The sequence below is a fragment of the Methylobacterium sp. Leaf108 genome (genome assembly GCF_001423265.1).
In the GTDB taxonomy this organism is placed as follows: domain Bacteria; phylum Pseudomonadota; class Alphaproteobacteria; order Rhizobiales; family Beijerinckiaceae; genus Methylobacterium.
The window spans coordinates 1-22352 of record NZ_LMND01000010.1 but is presented as its reverse complement, the minus strand read 5'-3'; the positions used below and the strand labels follow the sequence as shown (position 1 = coordinate 22352).

At 67.6% G+C, this 22352-nt stretch carries 7 protein-coding genes and 1 pseudogene; all 8 read left to right on the top strand.

Going from position 1 to position 22352, the window contains the following annotated elements; genetic code table 11:
- Nucleotides 1-75: 75 nt before the first annotated feature.
- Entirely contained in the window at nt 76-9756 is a 9681-nt protein-coding gene (locus ASF39_RS07750; protein WP_056282499.1) for a peroxidase family protein, read from the top strand.
- A 59-nt stretch (nt 9757-9815) separates the two neighbouring features.
- The gene (locus ASF39_RS07745) at nt 9816-11582 is read left to right on the top strand and encodes a type I secretion system permease/ATPase (RefSeq protein ID WP_056282496.1); all 1767 of its coding nucleotides are present in this window, start codon (nt 9816-9818) and stop codon (nt 11580-11582) included.
- The gene (locus ASF39_RS07740; RefSeq protein WP_056282494.1) at nt 11579-14707 is read left to right on the top strand and encodes a cadherin-like domain-containing protein; all 3129 of its coding nucleotides are present in this window, start codon (nt 11579-11581) and stop codon (nt 14705-14707) included. The genes ASF39_RS07745 and ASF39_RS07740 overlap by 4 nt, the downstream gene beginning before the upstream one ends.
- 24 nt (nt 14708-14731) lie before the next feature.
- Nucleotides 14732-16078 (top strand): HlyD family type I secretion periplasmic adaptor subunit, encoded by a 1347-nt coding sequence (locus ASF39_RS07735; protein ID WP_055885224.1) that lies wholly within the window; start codon nt 14732-14734, stop codon nt 16076-16078.
- Nucleotides 16079-16184: 106 nt separating this feature from the next.
- Nucleotides 16185-16751 carry a methanogen output domain 1-containing protein gene (locus ASF39_RS07730; protein WP_244472312.1) on the top strand — a complete coding sequence of 189 codons (567 nt, stop codon included), beginning with the start codon at nt 16185-16187 and terminating at the stop codon, nt 16749-16751.
- Between the two features lie 100 nt (nt 16752-16851).
- Entirely contained in the window at nt 16852-17922 is a 1071-nt protein-coding gene (locus ASF39_RS07725; protein WP_244472311.1) for a sensor histidine kinase, read from the top strand.
- Nucleotides 17915-18589: a response regulator transcription factor gene (locus ASF39_RS07720; RefSeq protein ID WP_056282488.1), complete on the top strand. Its 675-nt coding sequence runs from the start codon at nt 17915-17917 to the stop codon at nt 18587-18589. Before ASF39_RS07725 ends, ASF39_RS07720 begins: the two co-directional genes overlap by 8 nt.
- A gap of 2913 nt (nt 18590-21502) precedes the next feature.
- A pseudogene (locus tag ASF39_RS22625) lies at nt 21503-21884 on the top strand (hypothetical protein); the annotation flags it as partial.
- Nucleotides 21885-22352 lie beyond the last annotated feature (468 nt).

Here is a 22352-nt window from a genome sequence, read left to right as displayed (position 1 = left end):
AGCCGGCCTGAACACAGGACGGTCCTCGCATTTGACCGGGTCGGCGAATGCCGCCCGCGTCGCGCGGAGGGTATCATGGCCGTCCATCTCAACCAGCAGGATCTGACCTTCATCTTGAGGCAGATCAAGATCGCCGAAGCCCACGCGAGCGGCGTCAAGCTGACCGAGTTGAGGGTCGACGCCGCCACCGGCGAACTCCTGACGGACCGCGCCCTTTACGACACGGGCGGCAACTGGTCGGGGCTGCCGGACGCGCCCCGCGCCGTTCCCGACCCCCACACCCCGTACGGCCTGCGCACCGTGGACGGCACCTACAACAACATCGTCCCGGGTCGGGAGACCTGGGGGGCGTCCGGCCAACCCATGCCGCATCTGCTCGATCCCAGCTTCGCGAGCTCCGGCTACCCGATCGCCGGCAGCGTCACCGACGCGGATCCGCGCACCATCTCGAACCTCGTCGTCGACGCGAGCCTGGACAACCCGGCCGCCATCGCCGCCGCCCTCAGGCTCGCCGGATCCGCGGACATCCTCGGCGACTTGGCGCTCGTCACCAATGCCTACGAGGCCGTGAGGTCGGCCCCGGCGACCACCTCGGCCGAGGCCCTCGCTGTCCTGGAGACCAACCTAGCAAGCGTCCTCGCGGACAAAGGCATCACCCTGACGAACGGGTCGATCGACGTCCTGAACGTCACCCCGGACGAGGGCCTGTCGAAACCCTTCAACGCCTGGATGACCTTCTTCGGACAGTTCTTCGACCACGGCCTCGACCTCATCTCGAAGGGCGGCAACGGCACGGTCTTCATCCCGCTCGCGGCGGACGACCCGCTCGTGACCCATGGTCCCGACGGCATCCAGGGGAACGGCGACGAGGTCCGGCCGGAGGCGCAGTTCATGGTGCTGACGCGCTCGACGCCGGTCGACGGCTCGCAGCGCAACGTCACCACGCCCTTCGTCGACCAGAACCAGACCTACACGTCGAACCCTTCCCACCAGGTCTTCCTGCGCGAGTACGAAATGGTGGACGGCAGGCCCGTCTCCACCGGCCGGCTGCTTGGCGGCGAGAATGGGGGCCTGGCGACCTGGCACGACGTCAAGGAGCAGGCGCGGACGATGCTGGGCATCGACCTGAGGGACAGCGACGTCTCTTCGGTGCCGCAACTGCTCACCGATCCCTACGGCGCCTTCATTCCCGGTGCCAACGGCCTGCCGCAAGTGATGGTGCGCACGTCCGAGGGTGACATCGCCTACGTCTCGGGGAGCATCGCGGCGCCCCTCGCGCTTTCGGCCACGCAACTGACCGCGGGCGCAACCATCGCGAACGCCGACGGGACGCCAACCACCCTCAGCGCCAACGAGACGTTCGCCATCGCGCGCACCTTCAACGCCTTCCTCGACGACATCGCCCACAACGCCGTGCCCGTCCTGGCAAACGGCATCCTCGTGCCGGACTCCGGCGATGCCGTCGGCAACGACGTGGCGGTGCTCAACGGCAGGAACACCGAGTACGACAACGACCTCCTCGACCGTCACTTTGCCACCGGTGACGGGCGCGGGAACGAGAACATCGGCCTCACCGCCGTTCACCACATCTTCCATTCGGAGCACAACCGGCAGGTCGACGCCCATAAGCTGACGATCCTGACGGACGGCGACCTCGCCTTCGTGCGGCAATGGCTCGACGCCCCAATCACGCAGGCCGACCTGACCGCGATCAAGGCCGGCCTCGCCACGGCCCCGAACCGGGATGCCTTCGTCACGGCGCTGGCGGACGGCGACGCCTCGACGGGCCTCATCGGCATCGAGCTGAACTGGAACGGCGAGCGCCTGTTCCAGGCGGGCCGCTTCGCCACCGAGATGCAATACCAGCACCTCGTGTTCGAGGAGTTCGCCCGTAAGGTGCAGCCCCTGATCGACCCCTTCGTGTTCAACTCGGTGACGGAGATCGACCCGGCGATCTTCGCCGAGTTCGCCAACACGGTCTATCGCTTCGGGCACTCGATGCTGACCGAAAACATGCCGCGCGTCGGCGCGGACGGACAGGCGCTCGACGGGGATCTCGGGCTGATCGATGCCTTCCTCAACCCGGTGATGTTCGACAGCCCGGGCGACCTCGCGGCCGACGGAACGCCCACGCTGAACCACGATGCCGCCGCGGGCGCCATCATCCGCGGCATGATCGTCGAGCGCGGGAGCGAGATCGACGAGTTCGTGGTCGGCGCCGTGCGCAACAACCTGCTCGGCCTGCCCCTCGACCTCGCCGCCATCAATATCGCGCGCGGCCGCGAGACCGGTACGCCAACCCTGAACGAAGCGCGCACGCAGCTGTTCGCCGCCACGGGTTCGACCTTCCTCACGCCCTACACGAGCTGGGCGGACATGACGGGCAACCTCAAGAACCCGATGTCGATCGTCAACTTCGTGGCCGCCTACGGCACCCATTCGTCGATCGCCGGGGCGACGACGCTCGACGGCAAGCGAGACGCGGCGATGGCGCTGGTCCTCGGCGGTAGCGGAGCCCCGGGCGACAGGCTCGACTACCTCAACTCCCGCGGTACCTGGGCGGGTATCGAGACCGGCTTGAACGCGGTCGATCTGTGGATCGGCGGCCTCGCGGAGAAGCAGATGCCGTTCGGCGGCCTGCTCGGCTCGACCTTCAACGCCGTGTTCGAAGCACAGATGGAGAATCTCCAGGACGCCGACCGCTTCTACTACCTCACCCGGGTCCAGGGGCAGAATTTCCTCGTCGAGCTGGAACAGAACTCCTTTTCGAAGCTGATGATGGCCAACACCGACCTGGCGCTGCCCGGTCCCGATGGAGTGCGAGGCACGGGCGACGACATCGTCCCGCGCCATATCGGCGTCGATGCCTTCGCGGACTACGATTACGAACTTGAGGTCGACATCAGGAACCAAGTCGACCAGAACGGTGTCGATAATCCTCTCGATCCAACGACCGTTGGCAAGGACCCGACGGGAAACGACCCGGTGCTCGAGGCTATGGGCCTTGGCAAGGTCATGCGCGACGACCCGCAGACGGACGTTGACGAAAACGCGATAAGCGGCCTCCAGGCCTCAGTGAATGCCCTCGTCAGGCACTACAACGCCGATGGCACGCCCTCGGATCGCCTCATCGACGGTGCCGAGGACGGCAACGGAAACGCCGCCAGCCCGGTGACCTGGTCGGACGTCAAGGCGAACGCCCGCAAGCTCGGCATCGTCCTGACCGACGCCGACCTCGGGAACGCACCCGTGCTCCGGGTAGATGCCGATGGGAGCTTCGGCTTCGCGCCGAGCGTCGACGTGACCCGGCCGGTCGTCCTCGCAAATGGAAGCTTCGACGATCGGGTGCTGATCGCCGGCACCGCGGGCGTCTTCTCCGACCCCAGCGGCAATTATACGGTCGCGAGCCCTGCGGGCTGGACCATCACCGGGGGGCATGGCGGCGGCACCTTCGCGCCCTTCGCCACGACCGTCGACGCCGAAGGACGCGACGGCACCAACGTCGCCTATCTGATGAGCGGGGCCACGATGGCCCAGGCGGTCGGAACCACCCTCGTGGCCGACACCCGCTATACGTACACCTTCCAGGTGGGCGACCGATTCGATATCGCCTGGCCCGGCGGCGTCGCGCGGCTGATGGTCGGCAACACCGTCGTATCCTCCGTCGACCTGCTTCCCCCCGCCAACGGACAGTGGCGAGATTTCACGCTCGACTCCGGCGTGATCCCCACCAACCTTGCCGGCCAGCAGATGCGTCTGGTGGTCCAGAGCACCGGCCCGGCCAACACCCAGATGCTGGTGGACGACGTCGACATCATCCGGACCTCGGAGACGGTCTACCGGTCCGACCTGACTCCGGCGAACACCCCCGACTATCATGCCGCGTCCGACCCTTTCGCCCGCGACGCCGACGGCAACGTGCTGCGCACGGGCCAAGCCTTGGCCACTCCCGGGCCCGTCATCGATGCGACCCTCATCGATACAGCCGCGCTCGCCCGTGTGTTCGACTCCGGCCATTACCTCCGCTTCACCGGCGGCGAGCACGTTCTTGCGGGGGGCACCGACGGTAACGACACCATCATCACGGACTTCGGCGACGACGGGATCTGGGGCGACGCGGGCGACGACCGGATCGAGTCCGGCGCGGGCGTCGACCTCGTCAACGGCGGCGACGGCGACGACATCATCACCGATTCCGGCGACACAGGCGACTTCCTGAAGGGCGAGGGCGGTAACGACGTCATCGCCAACTCGAACGGCATCGACATCCTGATGGGTGGCACCGGCAAGGACGTCGTCTTCGTCGGGGTGGACTCCACCGAAGTGTTCGCGGGAGCCGGGGACGATTTCGTGCTCGGCGGCGACGGCGCCGACCTGCTGATGGGCAACGAGGGCGACGACTGGATGGAGGCCGGCGGCGGCTTCGACACCACGGCCGGCGATAACTCGGAGCTGTTCTTCAACTCCGTCATCAAGGGCCACGACGTCATGTTCGCCGGCGGCGACGAGCACGATTTCGACGGCGAGTCCGGCGACGACATCATGGTGCAAGGCGAGAGCGTCATGCGCAGCGAGGGCATGTTCGGCTTCGACTGGGCGATCTTCAAGGGCAACGCCCTCAACGGCTACGCCGACATGCGCATTCCGATCTTTACGACGGAGGAGGCCGACATCCTGCGTAACCGCTTCGACTCGACCGAGGCGCTGTCTGGCTGGAAGAACGACGACACGCTGATCGGCGACGACCGCACCGCGGCCGATGCCGCCGATCCCGGTGGCGGTACGGTGGCGGCCAACGAAGGGGTGTTCTTCAACGACGGCCTCGACGCGGCCGGGCTCGCCCGGATCGCCGGGCTGAACCAGATCGTCACGCTCGGCGCCAACGGCCTCTTCGAGGCGGGGAACATCCTGCTCGGCGGCGGGGGCAGCGACCGACTCCAGGGCAACGCCGCCGACGACATCCTCGACGGCGACCGCTGGCTGAACGTTCGCATCAGCATCAGGGGCGGGGCCAACGGCGACGGAGCGGAGATCGCCACGGTCGACAGCCTCAAGCATGCCTTCCAGAAACCCGAGGGGTGGGAAGCCGGCGACCCACTCGGCTTCCCGGCGGAGTGGGAGGGCAAGTCGCTTTTCGAGCTGATGATCGCCCGCACCGTCCGGCCGGACCAGATGCACATCGTGCGCGAGGTCCTCGATGTCGGTTCGACGCCGGGAGAGGTCGATACGGCCGTCTTCTCGGACGTTCGCGCCAACTACACGGTGATGAACCTCGGCGATGGCACCTTCAGGGTCAGCCATACCGGATTCGTGCAAGGCCCGGCGACGAGGTTGTCGGACGGTGTCGACACGCTCCACAACATCGAGCGGGCCCAGTTCGCCGATCGGGCAGTGTTCCTCACCAACGTGGCCGCCACCGGGGCCCCGACCGTCAACGACACGACCCCGACGGAACTGTCCCAATTGCAGGCGAGCGCGGTCGGCATCGCCGACCTGAACGGCTTGCCCGCGACGTTCGGCTACCAGTGGCAATCTCTGGGTGCCGACGGGGTAACCTGGACCGACATCGTAGGAGCGACGGGCCAGAACTTCACTCCGCAGCAGGCTCAGGTCGGCCGTCCCGTCCGTGTCGCCGTGAGCTTCACCGACGAGGGCGGCTACGCGGAGCGGGTCTTCTCGGCACCGACGGACATCGTCGGCGACACCATCACCGATGGTGCCCAAGGAACCACGATCACCGGCACGAACGGCGCGGACCGCATCCTCGCCAATGGCGGCAACGACACGGTCAACGCCCTCGCCGGCGACGACTTCGTCCAGGGTGGTGCCGGCAACGACACCCTCAACGCCGGTGCCGGGAACGACGAGGTGGAGGGCGGCGCTGGAACCGACGTCATCGATGGCGGGACGGGCGACGACCTCATCACCTGGAACGGCGGAGTGTTCTTGAACCCCAACGACGGACGCGACATCGTCGATGGCGGAATCAATGGAACGGACGAGTTCGTCGTCAACGGAGCGGTTCTGGCCGCCGAGACCTTCAGGGTCTACACCCGCGCGGCGTGGGATGCGGTCGCCGGGAACGACCTCGCAAGCCTCAACGGCCTGACCGAGATCGTGATCACGCGGGGCGGCACCGGTAACGCGAACATCATCGCGGAGCTGCGGGACATCGAGGAGATCCGGATCGGCACGCGCACGGTGTCGGGCACCAATCCTCCCACCGGCGGGCTCGCGGGCTTGGGTGACACCGTGATCGTCTCCGGCGACTTCTCAACGACAAGCCTGAACCTCAACACGATCACCATCGAGGGCACGGCCGGCAACGACGCCGTCGACGTGTCCGGTCTCTCTTCCGCGCACCGAATCGTCTTCCGCTCCAACGGCGGCGTCGACACGATCGTGGGAACGCTTCGGGAGCAGGACGTCATCGAGCTTGCGCCGGGCACGACCCGTTCCGATTACGTCGAGACGCACGCCAACGGTATGACGACCCTGACCCACGGCTCGCACACCATCACCTATGCGAGTGCCGGAACGCCTTCCTTCGCCGAAACCCTGGACCCAGGCGAGGAGCAGCCCGGCGGTGGGGGCGGCATCGACGGCGCATTCGCGCTCACGGTGGCAGACCTCGCCGGGATCAAGAACCTCGTTCAGGGCCGCCCCGCGTTCGAGGACGACGATGACACGGACGGGGCAACCGGCGTGCGCTCGCTTTCCGGCGCCGGCAACAACCCGGCCCATCCGGAGTTCGGCGCTGCCGATCAACCGTTCATCCGCCTGACGGACGCCCATTACGGCGCCTTCGACCCCGCCATCGGCAACAACGCCCTGAATCCGCTCTACGCCGGCCTCGACGCCCGCGCCATCAGCAACGTGCTCGGAACCCAGGAAGCCGGCCTGCCGCACCAGGCCAACGGCTCGAACATCTTCTTCATGGCGTTCGGGCAGTATTTCGACCACGGCCTCGACTTCCTGCCGAAGAGCGCGGCCAACGGCATCGTGCAGATCGATCAACTCGGGACGGGACGGACATCGACCACCAACAACCCCGCCGACCTGACCCGCGGAGAGGTGTCGTCCGTCGTGGACGGCGTACCCCAGCACCTCAACAAGACCTCGCCCTACGTCGACCAGAACCAGGCCTACGGCTCGCACGAGCTCGTCGGTCAGTTCCTCCGGGAGAGCGACGGCAACCAGGGCGTGGGCGCGCGTCTCCTCGCCGGCGCGGCCGACCCGACCGCCCTCGGCTTCAACCTGCTGCCGACCCTGCGCGAGCTCATCCAGCACCATTGGGAGGCGGACACCGTCTTCGACGACGCCTCGCTTCCCGGCGGCTCGATGAGCTTCCGAGCCTACTTCTCGAACTTCCCCATCACCGAGACCAGGTCCGGCTCCCTGTTCAACGCGGCCGGCGCGTTCGACCCCGAGGCCGTGAGCGCCTTCGCTTCGAATTTCATGGGCAGCGGCAACGCGCTGCTCCTCGACACGAACCCCTTCGTCAGCCTGCTCGACCACTACGTGGCCGGTGACGGGCGGACCAACGAGAACGTGGCGCTGACCGCCATGCACACGATCTGGGCGCGCAACCACAACTTCCATGCCGAGAACCTCGTGGAGGCGGGTTTCGAGGGGACGCCGGAGGAGGTGTTCCAGGCCGCCAAGATGCTCAACGAGTCGGAGTACCAGCGCGTCGTCTTCGACGAGTTCGCCGACCAGCTCATCGGCGGCATGCGCGGGCTAGGCACCCACGGCCACGACGGGTACAACCCGGACGTCGACGCCCGGATCTCCCACGAGTTCGCCTCCGCGGTCTACCGCGTCGGGCACTCGCTGATCGGCGAGACCCTGACCGTGATGGGGCCCGACGGGCAGCCGCGGCAGGTCGCGTTGTTCGACGCCTTCCTCAACCCGTCGAACGACGCGTCCGTATTCACGGCGCCCCTGCCTCCCGGCTACGTGCCGCAGCCGGGCTATGCGCAGCTCGGGGCCAACGCCATCCTCGCCGGAGTCGCGACCCAGCCGGCCGAGGAGGTCGACTTCAACATCGTCGACGCCGTGCGCAACGACCTCGTCCGCATCAGCGCCGACCTGTTCGCCTTCAACGTCGCCCGTGGCCGCGATGTCGGCCTCGGCTCGCTCAACCAGGTCCGCGCCGATCTCATGGCGTCGGCCGATCCCTACATCCACGAGGCGGTGGGCTATGCGGGCGACCTCCGGCCCTACGCCTCCTGGGAGGACTTCCAGGCCCGGAACGGCCTCTCCGCCACCGTCATCGCGCAGTTCAAGCAGGCCTATCCCGACCTGGTGCTGGCGACCCCCGCGGAGCGTGCGGCCTTCGTGGCAGCCAACCCGGACATCGCCATCCACCAGCGGACCGACGGCACCGAGTACGTGTCCGGCATCGACCGGGTCGACCTCTGGGTCGGTGGCCTCGCCGAGCAGCACATCAACGGCGGCGTCGTGGGCCAGACGTTCTGGGTCGTGCTGCACGAGCAGTTCGACCGCCTGCAAGAGGGCGATCGCCTCTACTACACCGACCGATTCGACAACTTCGACTTCTACGAGAACATCGTGGACGGCCAGAACTTCTCGGACATTGTCGCGCGCAACACCGGGCTGACCGGACTGCAGGAGGACATCTTCGCCGTCGACGACGAGGACGGGGACAATGGTGACGGCGGCACCGTCGGCGACGGCGACGGCGACGATGACGATGACGGCGATATCGATACCGATCCCGACGACGATGGTGACGAGGATAGCGATACCGATCCCGACGACGACACCGAAAACGATGACGACGGTGATACCACCGGCGGTGGAACGGACAACCCGCCGACCGAGCCATCCTCGAACCAGCTCGTGGGTACCGCCAACGGCGACGTCCTGTCCGGAACGGCACTGGCCGACACGGTCCTGGGCTTGGAAGGCGACGACAACATCCTCTCCGGGGAAGGAGCGGACGTCATCCGGGCCGGCGACGGGAACGACTTCATCGAAGCCGGCGGTGGGCGCGACATCGTCTTCGGAGGCGCGGGCGGCGACGACATCCTGGCCGGCGCGGGAGCCGACATGGTCTACGGCGACGCCGGCGCCGACCGCATCCTCGCCGGGGCCGGCAACGACCTCGTGACGGCGGGAGCGGGCAACGACATCGTCATCGGCGGTGACGGCGACGACCTGATCATGTCCGAGCTCGGCGACGGCGACGACAGCTACTGGGGCGACGAGATGGGAGGCGGCACCGGTATCGACACGCTCGACATGTCGGCGATCACCGCCAACATTACGGCCAACTTCGGCACCGGCCTCGCCGGTCGCGGCGGCGTCTCCAGCGGCCAATCCGGAAACGACACCCTCTGGGGCATCGAGAATTTCGTCGGCGGCTCCGGCAACGACGACGTCACGGCGAGCGACGCCGTGAACGTGATGGATGGCGGCCTCGGCGCCGACACCTATCGCTTCCAGACCGCGGCGGCGGCCCACGGCGACACCATCGCGAGCTTCCAGCCCGGCGACCGGATCGACCTCAGCGGCATCGACGCGAACCAGGGCGTGACCGGCAACCAGTCCTTCACGCTGGCGACGGGCGCCGCCTTCACCGGGGTCGGGCAACTGCTCGTCACCCAGGAAGCCCGGGCGGACGGGGACTACACCGTGGTCGCGGGGAACACGGGGGGCGACGCGTCACCCGAGTTCAAGTTCAGCATCAAAGGAGCCCCGGCCGCGACGGCCGCGGACTTCGCCCTCTGACGCGAGAGGGGCCCATCGCCGGGCCCCTCCCCATCGATTGAGCGCAGGAGGGCCCCGCCATGCGATCCAAGGACCAGAAACAGCTCGCCAAGAAGCGGAGCGTCGAGCGGCTGACCCGCCATTTCGGGATGCCGTTCGTGTTCCTGTTCGGGATGTCCGGGACCATCAACATCCTGGCCCTGACGGGGTCGTTCTACATGCTGCAGGTCTACGACCGGGCGCTGCCGAGCGGCAGCCTCCCGACCCTGATCGGCCTCTCGACGCTCGCCATCGGACTCTACGTCTTCCAGGGCATGTTCGACGTGCTGCGGCTCCAGATCCTGGTCCGCATCGGGGCGCAGCTCGACCGTCGCGTCGCGCCCCTCGCCCAACGCGTCTCCATCGACATGCCCCGCTACGGGTTCTCCGCCGCCGAATCGATGGAGCGCAGCCGCGACGTCGACACCGTCCGGGGCTTTCTCGGAAGTCCCGGATTGGTCGCGCTGTTCGACCTTCCCTGGACCCCGATCTTCCTCGTCTTCGTCTACATGCTCCACCCCTGGCTCGGAGCCCTGACCATCGGGGGGGCGGTGCTGCTGACCTTCATCACCATCCTGACGGAGCTCCTGACGCGGGGGTGGACGGGCGCGACCCAGCAGGCCGTGGTTGCCCGCAACGCCATCGCCGATTCGAACGCCCGCAACGCCGACGTCCTCAAGGCGATGGGCTTCGCGGACCGGGCGGTGGACCGCTACCGCCTCGCCAACGACGAGCACCTCGAACTCCAGACCCGCACGACCGACATCGCCGGGACGTTCGGCGCCATCTCCCGCGTATTGCGCATGATCCTGCAATCGGCCGTGCTCGGCCTCGGCGCCTACCTCGTCATCGGCGGCGAGCTCTCGGCCGGGGCGATCATCGCGGCCTCCATCACCTCGGCCCGCGCGCTCGCCCCCATCGACCAGACCGTGGGCAACTGGAAGGCCATCGCCGCGGGACGGACGGCCTTCGGGCGCCTGAACGACACCTTGGTGGCGCTCGCGGGCAACGAGAAGCCGATGCCGCTGCCGGCCCCGCGCACCTCCCTGCGGGTCGGCTCCATCACGGTGGCGGCGCCGGGCTCCGGCCGGGTGCTGCTCTCTGACATCGCCTTCGAACTCAAAGCCGGGCAGGCGCTCGGCGTCATCGGTCCCAGCGGCGGCGGCAAGACCACCCTGAGCCGGGCGCTCACGGGCGTCTGGCCGATCCTGCGCGGCGGCATTCGCCTCGACGGGGCAGACCTGCCGCAATGGGACGAGGAAAGCCTGGGGCGGATCATCGGCTACCTGCCCCAGGACGTCAGTCTCATGGATGCGACCGTCGAGGAGAACATCTCTCGCCTCCAGGACAACCCCGACCCGGCCCTCGTTGTCGCCGCGGCCCGGGCCGCTGGCGTCCACGAGATGATCCTGCGGATGCCCGACGGCTACCGCACCGAGCTCGGCCCGTTCGGCACCGCCCTTTCGGGCGGGCAGCGCCAGCGCATCGGCCTCGCCCGCGCCCTTTACGGGAACCCGTTCCTGCTCGTGCTCGACGAGCCGAACTCCAACCTCGACGGCGAGGGCGAGGCGGCCCTCGCCGCGGCGATCCAGGGGGCGCGGGCCCGCGGCGGCATCGCCGTGGTCATCGCGCACCGTCCCAGCGTCCTGGCCGCCGTCGACACCGTCGCGGTGATCCAGGACGGCAAGCTGACGGCCTTCGGTCCGAAGGAAGCGATCCTCGGCAATGTGGCCCGCGAGGCCGCGCAAGCCTCCGAGCCGTCCCGTGTCGCAAGGGAGCGCTCCACCGTAGAGCGGGTGACCGCATGATGATCGAGACCAAGGGCACGAAGGCGGTCGAGGCCGCGGACGGGGCGCAGAAGTACGACCCGCAGAACGGTCAGGCCAAGACCGGGACGCCCTATTACCTGGCGCTCGCCGTCGCGGCGCTGGCGGCTTACCTGAAGTCGCTGTTCCAGACGCCGGCCCAGGCGATGGCACCGTCCGAGGAGGAGTCGTCCCAATCGAGGGCCATGCCCAAGCTCTCCGTGGTGCCGGCCACCGCCGAGGAAGCCGACGCCGGGGAACCGGAGGCCCGTCTCGCGAGGTCTTCCGGGTCGGCGGCGCAATCGGAGGCGCCGGCCTCGCCGTACGATTCCCCGCAATTCCTCCAGGCTCGGGCACTGCGATTCGCCAGTCCGGATTCCGGTACGGACCTCAACGACTTCAAGGCCTCTCCCGTCATCCCGACGCCGACCAACGACAACGGCGGCGCGGCCTCCCGCGGTGGCGGGGGCGGTGGCCGGAACCGCGACGGCGGCGAGAAGACGGGCGACGACGGAAGGCCGGACGGTCACGATCCCGCCGGCCACGATCCCGCAAGCCATGTTCCATCCGGGACGGACGGGACCGATCCTCGGACCGGCGACGATGCCGGACTGCCTGGAGGAGGGACCGGAGACGGCGACGCGGGTACCGTGCCCGGAAGGCGCAACCGCGCGCCCGTTACCACTGGCGCGGTCCACCTCGCCGACGTGACCGGCTGTGCCCTGCTCCCCATCGCGCTGTCGGACCTGCTCCGCAACGTCGAGGACCCCGACGGCGACAGCCTCTCGGTGCGTGACGTCACCGCTTCCTCCGGGATGCTGACCCGCGACGGCGACGGCTGGGTCTACGACGGCGGCGCCCTCGGGCCCGTCACCATCACCTACGAGGTAACGGACGGCGAGTTCTCCATCACCCATGCCGCGATCTTCAACGTCGTCGAGCGTAACCTGATCGGCGGCACGAACGGGGACGACCTCATCCTCGGCACGCCCTGCGGGGACGAGATCGACGGCCGCGACGGCGACGACAACATCGACGCCCGCGCCGGGGACGACGTCGTCGACGGCGGGGCGGGCCACGACCACATCGTCGGCGGGACCGGCGACGACGTCATCCGCGGCGGTGCGGGCGACGACGTCGTGCTGGCCGGAGCCGGCGCGGACCATGTGTCCGGCGGGACCGGCGCCGACCGACTGTTCGGCGAGGAGGGTGACGACGTCCTGTTCGGCGACGCCGGCGACGATCTCCTCGACGGCGGCGAAGGGCACGACATCCTCGTCGGGGGTGCCGGGAACGACCTCCTCGTCGGCGACTTGGGCGACGATCGCCTGGACGGCGGCGATGGCGAGGACCACGCCTTCGGCGGCGCGGGGCGGGACGTCGTCTCGGGCGGCGCGGGCGACGACCGCCTCGACGGCGGCGCGGGGGACGACGCGCTCACCGACGGCGACGGCACGGACGTGGCCCTCGGGCAGGAGGGAGACGACGTCTTCGTGGTGGCATCCGACGGCGCCGACGACCGCTTCGACGGCGGCGGCGGCACCGACGCCCTCGATCTCTCGGGCACGGTCGCAGGGGTCGTCGTGGACCTCGCCGAGGGTACATCCGCGGGTCCGGAGACCGGCCGGGACCTTGTCGCGTCCATCGAGGACGTCCGGGGTGGATCCGGGGCGGACAGGCTGGTGGGGAATTCGGCCTCCAACCACCTCGTCGGCGGGGCGGGTCGCGACAACATCTCCGGCGCGGCCGGCAACGACCTCCTCGACGGCGGTGCGGACGGCGACACGCTCTCGGACGGGACCGGCTCCGACACCGTGCTCGGGGGCGGCGGGGACGACGTCATCGTGGTGGTCGCCGACGGCGAGGACGACCGCTTCGACGGAGGCGACGGCACCGATGCCCTCGACCTATCGGCCACCAAGTCCGGCGTCGCGGTCGACCTCGTGGCGGGTACGGTCGTCGGACGGGAGACCGGACGCGACACGATCGCATCGGTCGAGGTTGTCGTGGCGGGATCCGGCGCCGACGTCCTCACTGGAAGCGAGGCGAGCGAGACCCTGCTGGGCGGGGCGGGGCGGGACCGCGTAGCGGGCGGCGGCGGGAGCGACCACCTCGACGGCGGGGCCGACGACGACGCCCTGATCGACGGGGCCGGTTCGGACATCGTGCTGGGCGGGTCCGGAGACGATATCCTGACGGCCTCCCTCGACGGCGAGGCGGACCGGTTCGACGGCGGATCGGGACGGGACGAGCTCGACCTGTCGGCCACCATGGCCGGCGTCACGGTCGACCTCGCCGCGGGCACGTCGGCGGGACGGGAAACCGGGCGGGACGCGGTCGCCGGGATCGAGGACGTGGCGGGAGGGTCCGGCGACGACGCGCTCTCCGGCGACGACCGGGCCAACGCCCTCGTGGGCGGCGACGGACGGGACCGCATCTCGGGAGGCGACGGCGGGGATCGCCTCGACGGCGGCGCGGGCGACGACACGCTCTCGGACGGCGCCGGACGGGACGCCGTCCATGGCGGCGCAGGGGACGACGTGATCGTGCTCGCCCTGGACGGAGAGGGCGACGTCGCTTCCGGCGGCGCGGGCATGGACACCCTCCACCTCGGCGCCGCCACGAAGGACCTCCTCGTCGACCTCGTCAGCCATGTCGTCTCCGGCTCCGAGAACGGAGTGGACACGATCGAATCGATCGAGCGGATCGTGGCGGGATCGGGCAGCGACCGCTTCGTCGTCGGGGACGAAGACGTCGTCCTCACCGGTGGCGACGGGGAGGATTGCTTCGCGTTCGATGCCGGCGCGAACGGGGAAGCGACGCGCGTGGTGCAGATCACCGACTTCTCGGTCGGCGACTACGTCAGCCTGCTTCGATACTCCCTGTTCGATCAGGGTTCCGACGCCCTGGGCCACTCGCTCGCCGAAGCGATGGAGCGCAACGACGGCACCGTGTCGGGCATCCAGTACCGGTCCGCGCGCCTCGACGACGGTGACGTGACGGTGATCACGGCCGACCTCGACCGCGACGACACCTTCGAGACGACGATCATCCTCGACGGCCACCACACCCTCCTCTTCGTCGAGACGGCGAACGCGGCGGCACACCCCGCCCCGCCTTCCCATTGACCCATCCACCAGCGGGACCCGACCATGCGCAGCCCATCCGTCGATGACCGTCCTCGCAGGTCCCTCGCGGGCCTCGACCTCGGGCCGGAGCCCTCCTTCTCGGTCGTCCCCCGGATCGCGCTCGGATTCTCATTGGGAGCGGCGCTCATCGTCGGGGTGGGTGGCTGGGCCGCCACCACGGACCTCAACGGAGCCATCATGGCACCCGGGTCCGTGACCGTCGAGCTGCACGCCAAGGCGGTGCAGCACCGCGACGGTGGCGTTGTCGGCGCGATCCTCGTCCGGGACGGGCAATCCGTGACGGAAGGGCAGGTCATCATCCGCATCGACGACGCCCAGACGCGGGCCGAGCTCGCCATCGTCAGGGGGCAGCAGGTCGAGCTGTCGACCAAGAAGGCGCGCCTGCTGGCCGAGCGGGACGGACTGCGCGCCGTCGCCTTCCCGGCGAGCCTGTCGGCCGGCGACGCCGAGGCGCGGGCCATACTCGACGGCGAGTCCCGGATGTTCCGGGGAAACCTCGCCAGCCGCGACAGCCAGCGCCAGCAGCTCGAGCTGCAGATCGGGCAGGTGGCCGAGGAACTCGCCGGGCTGGTGAAGCAGAAGGACGCCAAGCGGGACGAGTTCGTCATCCTGACGAGCGAGCACATCAAGCTCCAGGGCCTGGTCGACAAGAACCTGTTCGAGAGCTCGAAATTCCTGCCCCTCACCCGCGACCGTCATCGGCTGACCGGTGAGCAGGGTGCGCTGGAGGCCTCCATCGCCCGAGCCAAGGTGCGCATGAGCGAGATCCGGGTGCAGCTCCTCGCCATCGCGGACACCGCCCGCACCGAGGCGCAAAAGGAGCTCGGCACCGTGGACGCCAAGCTCGCGGAGCTCGGCAACCGGCGCCTGGCCCTGGAGGACCGGCTGACACGCACGGAGATCCGCGCGCCCGCCACCGGCGTGCTGCACGAGCTGAAGACCTACACGGTCGGCGGCGTCATCACCCCGGCCGACGTGCTCGCGTCCGTCGTGCCGGAGGATGCCGCCCTCAGGATCGAGATCCATATCCCCCCGGCGAGCATCGACCAGATCAGCGTCGGCCGGCCGGCCCGGCTCCGGTTCACGGCCTTCAACCAGCGCACCACCCCGGAACTGAAGGGGGAGCTCGTCTACGTCTCGCCCTCGACGACCAAGGGGGGCAAGGACGAGGTGTTCTACGTGGGATACGTGGAGCTCGGCGTCGGTGAGTTGGACCGGATCGGGAAAGGGAAACGCTTGGTTCCGGGCATGCCCGTGGAGGTGCATGTCGCCACCGAGGAAAGGACCGCCTTGTCCTACCTCGTGAAGCCGGTCCAGGATCAATTCAGCCGGACCTTCAGGGAGAGATGAAATTCAATGAAACCTCGCGCGACGAATGCGTCGAAAGCAGTTTTGACGATAGCTACAAGTCGTTATTTGATTGACTCCGGCTTAGAAGATTCGTAGGTTTTTTGAGTTGAGTTTAAATGGTGGAGCTGTTCCGATGGAACCTTCCACGTGCGGTGTAACGGACTTCAAGGACGCGCCGATCCCGATCGGCCTCGAACGTTTCCTCGGTCTGGTCATCCGGTCCCTCAGCACCGCCCTCGAAGACACCGTCGGTTCACATGAGGCCGGTGGGTTCATCAGCCTCGTGGGCATCGCCATCTCCGAGGAGGTTCAGGCCGAGTATCTTCGGGCCGCAGGCGCCGAACGGCTCGGTCGTGAAGCGGTGTCCAATGCCCTGATCGACCTGAAGCGCCGCCTCGGCGGCGACTTCTACGTCATCGAGGACACGGCAGAGCGCCTCGTCCTCGGCAACAGGCGCTGCCCCTTCGGCGATCTGGCGAAGGAGTGCCCCTCGCTTTGCACGATCACCTCTCACGTGTTCGGCCACATGGTTGCGGAGAGCCAGGGCTATGGACGGGTCACGCTCGCTGAAACCATCGCCCGCGGCGCCCAGGAATGCAGGATCGTCATCGACCTGGATCCCGATGCCCCCGACCATGGAGGGCAATCGTACTTCGGGAATGGGAACGCCTAGTCGCGATTTCACGACGCTGTTCGAAGTCGTTCCTAATCCCATGCTGGTCGTCCAACCCTGTGGGACGTTGGTGGCCGCCAATGCGTCCGCACGCGAAGTCATGACCGACCTGCGGATCGGCGGCGTGCCGCCCGTCCACGGCTCCCGGCTGGTCGGGTTCATCCGCTACCTGGAACGCTGCGCCCGCACCGACGCCATCCTGCCCGGGACACTGTTCCTGGTGGCCGATGACGGAAGCCCCGAGCGACATCCCTGCCACGGGGGTCGCACGCGGTTCGAGGCGTTCGATGGACGGGTCCTGGTCCTGGTTCATCTCGACGGTCCGGCGCTCGACCGAAGGTTCAAGATCCTCCTGGAAAAGCTCCACGGCACCCGCGGCATCGTGCAGGAACGGAGGCGTCGGACGCGTCGGATGCAGGCACTCCTGGAGGAACGCGGTCGGCTGCTCGTGCGCCTGGAGGAGGACGCGACGGCCCGCGTGGCGGCGGAACGGGAACGGGATAAGGTCCTGACCCGATTGTATCGCGCGGGCCAGGACGAGCGTCGCCGCCTCGCGCGCGACCTGCACGATCACGCCGGCCAGCACCTGGTGGCCATGACCTTCGGCCTGCGACGGCTGACCTCCCATCTGACGGGGGCCGAGGCATTGGGCGAAGTCGATCGGCTCCTCGGCCAGGCCCGGGATATCGGCATGGCGCTGAGGCGCGTCTCGCTCGAACTGCGCCCCGCCGCCCTCGATGAGTTCGGGTTCGTCACCGCCTTGCGGTACCTGGTGCAGGAGTGGAGCCGTGTGACCGCGTTCGCGACCGAGTTCCAGGTGGTCGGGCAGGAGGTGCCGCTGTCGACCGAAGTCGCCGTCACGCTCTACCGCCTGTCGCAGGAGGCCCTGAGCAATGTGGCCAAGCACGCCGGCAACCCGAGCGCCGTCTCGGTGGTGCTGCTGTTCGGCGCGTCCCATCTCACCCTCACCGTGGACGACAACGGCGGCGGCTTCGATGCCGATGCTACCTCCCCGCTCGCCCTTGTCGCCGAGGGCAAGCTCGGTCTGATCGGGATGCGTGAGCGCATGTCCCTGGTGGGCGGTAGCCTGGAACTCGAATCCATGCCCGGCCATGGCGCGACCGTCATGGCGCGGGTTCACCTCGCGGGGGATGGGTCGGTCGATGCTTGAGCGTGCAATGATCCGCGCCGTGCTCGCGGACGATCATCCGGTGTTCCGGCACGGCGTCGCCGGCCTTCTCGCGGATACGGGCGAGGTCGAGATCGTCGCCTCGGTGGAAAACGGTACGGCTGCGGTCCAGGCAGCGATCGATCACGTGCCCGACATCGCCATCCTGGACCTCGCCATGCCGGAGATGAATGGGGTCGCGGTGATCCGCAGGCTGGTGGAACGAGAGAGCCCGGCACGCACCATCATTTTGAGCGTCTACGAAAGCCGGGTGTACGTCGATCAGGCCTTCGAGGCGGGCGCGAGCGGCTACGTCCTCAAGCGGTCGGCCTTCACCAGCATCGTGCAGGCCGTGCGGGCAGTCCATGCCGGCGGGACATACACCGACCCCTCCCTCCCGGCACGCAGCATCGGTCCGCATCGGCCCGTCGCCAGTCCCATCCACGAGAGCATGCATTCCCCCCTCACCGAAAGGGAAGGTGACATCCTGCGCTTCGTCGCCTTCGGCTTCACGAGCAAGGAAGTCGCGATCCGCCTCGGAGCTACTCCCAAAGCCGTCGAGATCCAGAAGGCGCGGGTGTGTTCCCGCCTGGGTATCACCAGCCGCGCACAAATCGTTCAGTTCGCCATCCTGCAGGGTTGGCTGCAGGGCGAGATCCCCGTTCGCTGAAACCGCTTGGCCCCATGAGAGAATCGATCCGTGTCCCAAAGAGACGTCACGCAGGACATGGGCCCTGATCCGACCGATCGAGCAGAGGTCGGCTTCCATCACCATGAGGCGTCTTTCCGCGTCTGTGAAAAAGCGTTGAAGCTTGCTCCCTTCACCGACCATCTCAGGCGCCTGCAACACATGAATATTCTCTAATAAATTCAAAGTCATGATCGGCGCCGATCGTCGTATTAATCTTGGTAAAATCTCGCAGATCAACCAACAAATTACGTTTCATATTACAGGGGGTACGCTTCGGCGGCTATTCACAGACATGAGCAAACGATAGCGATCAATGGCGGCAGCGCGCGGAGATGGTAGAATTCATGGACGCGGCATTGCTTTCGTGTGATGCATAACCCCTTGAAACCTTGGGTCTGGGGGTCGCATTGGCAATCACGTATACATTCACCAATTCGACTGGCATTACCATTGCCAATATCGGTCGATGGAGCCAGGCCCTGCTTGTCTATGGATTAGCGCCTGACAGTACGATCATCGATGTCGCTGTTAACCTCACAGGCCTGGAGCACACTTTCGCGACAGACCTGGACATGCTGCTGGTCGCGCCGGACAATGCGCGCAATCTCGTTTTCTGGTCGGATGTCGCCAGCTTCTCTGACCTGAGCGGCGACTACTCTGTATCGGACAACGGTACGGCGAGTTTGCCTTTCGATTTCACATCAGACGCTCTCGCCCAGGGCGCATACCGTCCAACCGATTATGACAATACAAGTGCAGAGACGCCCTCTGATTTTGGCGACACGGTAGGCGCGATCACGCACGCAGGGCCGAGCGGAGCCGGAACCTTTGCCGGTTCTTTCAATGGTCTCGATGGCGAAGGGCTATGGACCTTCTACCTCGCCGACGACACTCCAGGCGATTTTGGCACATTGGCTGGCTGGGGCCTGTCGATCACGAACAACCAGAACTTCCTCCAGTTGCTCGCAGGGGCGAGTGACGACGTGATCACGGTGACGGCCGCCTCTGGCGATGGAACCTATTCGATCAACAACCAGGGCACGGTCGTCTATTCCGGTGTGACCGAAGGGCGCTTCATCAATGGCGACTCCGATGGCGACAGTTTCATCGTCGGTTCCGGCCGCACGATTTTCGCCGGCAACGATACGATCTCCGTCGAATCCACCGATATTCTGAGTGCGGATTTCGATACGGTAGCAGTAGGCGGGTCATTATTTGGTGGTGACGACGTCATTGTTTTTACAGGTGGCATCGCTCAAGGCGAAAGCACTTCAGTCAGCGGTTTCCTCTCCGGCGGCAATGACGTGATGTCGGTCAAGGCCGGCGGCAGCGCGAGCACATTTGTAGGTGACGTCCGCATTATTAATGCGGGTGGGAGTGCCGCTGGCGGCAACGATATCCTGAACTCGGCCGGCGTCACCGATTCCGTCTTTGGCGACGCCATCGAGGTTTCCGGCAATCTGGTCGGCGGCAATGATGTCATCAACGGCGGTGACCTCGGCATCTCACTTTTCGGAGACGTCGAGACCGTGCTGGCCACGGGGTCGTTGCGCGGCGGGTCGGACACCCTCCGTGGCGGCGGCGGGTCGGACACGATCTACGGCGACTGGGCAACCGTCGACACGGGTGGCCAAGCCCGCGGCGGCAACGATTTTCTCTACGGCGATGCCGGTGCCGATACGATCTACGGCAACGACGGTAACGATCTGCTCGACGGCGGAACGGAGTCGGACAATCTGGTCGGCGGCAACGGCAACGACACCTACTTCGTCGACAATGTCGGCGATGGGGTGTTCGAGGCAGCTGGCGCTGGCGTCGACCGGGTGCGGTCGAGCGTGAGCTACACGCTGGCGGCTGGCCAGGAGATCGAGCGGCTCGATGCCGTTAGCGAGGCCGGCATCACCGCACTCAACCTGACCGGGAACGAGATCGCCAACACTCTGGCCGGCAATGCCGGCGCCAACGTCCTCGACGGTGGCCTGGGTGCCGACACGATGTCCGGCGGGGCGGGCTCGGACATTTACTACGTCGACGACGTTGGCGACCGCGCCCTCGAGGCCACCGGGGCCGCGGGCGCCGATCTCGTCTACGCCTCGGTATCGTACTCGCTGGCCGGAGCGGAACTGGAAGCCCTGGTTCTCACCGGCACCGGCAACCTCAATGGCACCGGCAACTCCATCGCCAATACCCTCACCGGCAACACCGGCGCGAACGTCCTCGACGGCGGCCTGGGGGCCGACACGATGTCCGGCGGGGCAGGATCGGACGCCTATTACGTCGATAACGCCGGCGACCGCGCCATCGAGGCCAACGGCGCCGTCGGCACCGATCTCGTCTACGCGTCGGTGTCGTACTCGCTCGCCGGATCGCACCTGGAGAACCTGGTCCTGACCGGGGCCGGCAACCTCAGCGGGACCGGCAACTCGCTCGCCAACACCCTCACCGGCAACGGCGGCGCCAACGTCCTCAACGGGCTCGGCGGGGCCGACACGATGTCCGGCGGGGCCGGGTCCGACACCTACTACGTCGACAACGTCGGTGACCGCGCTCTGGAGGCCAACGGCGCCGCGGGCACCGATCTCGTCTACGCCTCGGTGTCGTACTCGCTCGCCGGAGCGGAACTGGAGGCCCTGGTCCTCACCGGCGCCGGCAATGGCCAACGGCGCCGCGGGCACCGATCTCGTCTACGCCTCGGTGTCGTACTCGCTCGCCGGAGCGGAACTGGAGGCCCTGGTCCTCACCGGCGCCGGCAACCTCACCGGGACCGGCAACTCCATCGCCAACACGCTCACCGGCAACGGCGGCGCCAACGTCCTCGACGGCCAGGGCGGCAACGACCTCCTGACCGGCGGCGCCGGGGCGGACACCTTCGTGTTCAGGACGGCGCTGGGNCGGCAACGGCGGCGCCAACGTCCTCGACGGCCAGGGCGGCAACGACCTCCTGACCGGCGGCGCCGGGGCGGACACCTTCGTGTTCAGGACGGCGCTGGGCCCGAGCAACCTCGACCGGATCACCGACTTCTCGGTGGTGGACGACACGGTGCAGCTTGCGCGCAGCATCTTCACGGCGCTGGGAGCCGGTCCCCTGGCCGAGGCGGCGTTCAAGGACCTCTCCACCGGAGCGGCCGATGCCGGCGACCGCATCCTCTACGACAAGGCGACGGGGGCCCTGTCCTACGACGCCGACGGCAGCGGCCTGGCCTCGGCCGCGGTGCGGTTCGCCACCATCGACACCAAGGCCGCCCTCACGCACCTCGACCTCTTCGTGGTGTGAGCCGCAGGACCAGGCCGTAGGGCTCGAAGCCAAGAAGCGCCTGCCGGAGGTCGNGCGACCGCATCCTCTACGACAAGGCGACGGGGGCCCTGTCCTACGACGCCGACGGCAGCGGCCTGGCCTCGGCCGCGGTGCGGTTCGCCACCATCGACACCAAGGCCGCCCTCACGCACCTCGACTTTTTCATCGTGTGAGCGCCGCCGCATCGCAGCTGGATTGATCCGAAGCCAACCCGACAGCGGGGCAGATGAGACGCAATCGACGCAGGTCGAAGTGGCGATTCACCAGAAATGCTCTACCAACCGTCAAAACGTCCTCATCGCTGCGAGCAACCGACTGCCGTCACGGAATGGAATTGCCGCGGTTTGGTGGTTCTCCCGCAGTTTGCGTGGAAGGGTCGCGGCGACGCAGCGTCGATGGACTGATTCACACCGGGGATGATCCTATCGTCATCCCTGCCGGGCTGCG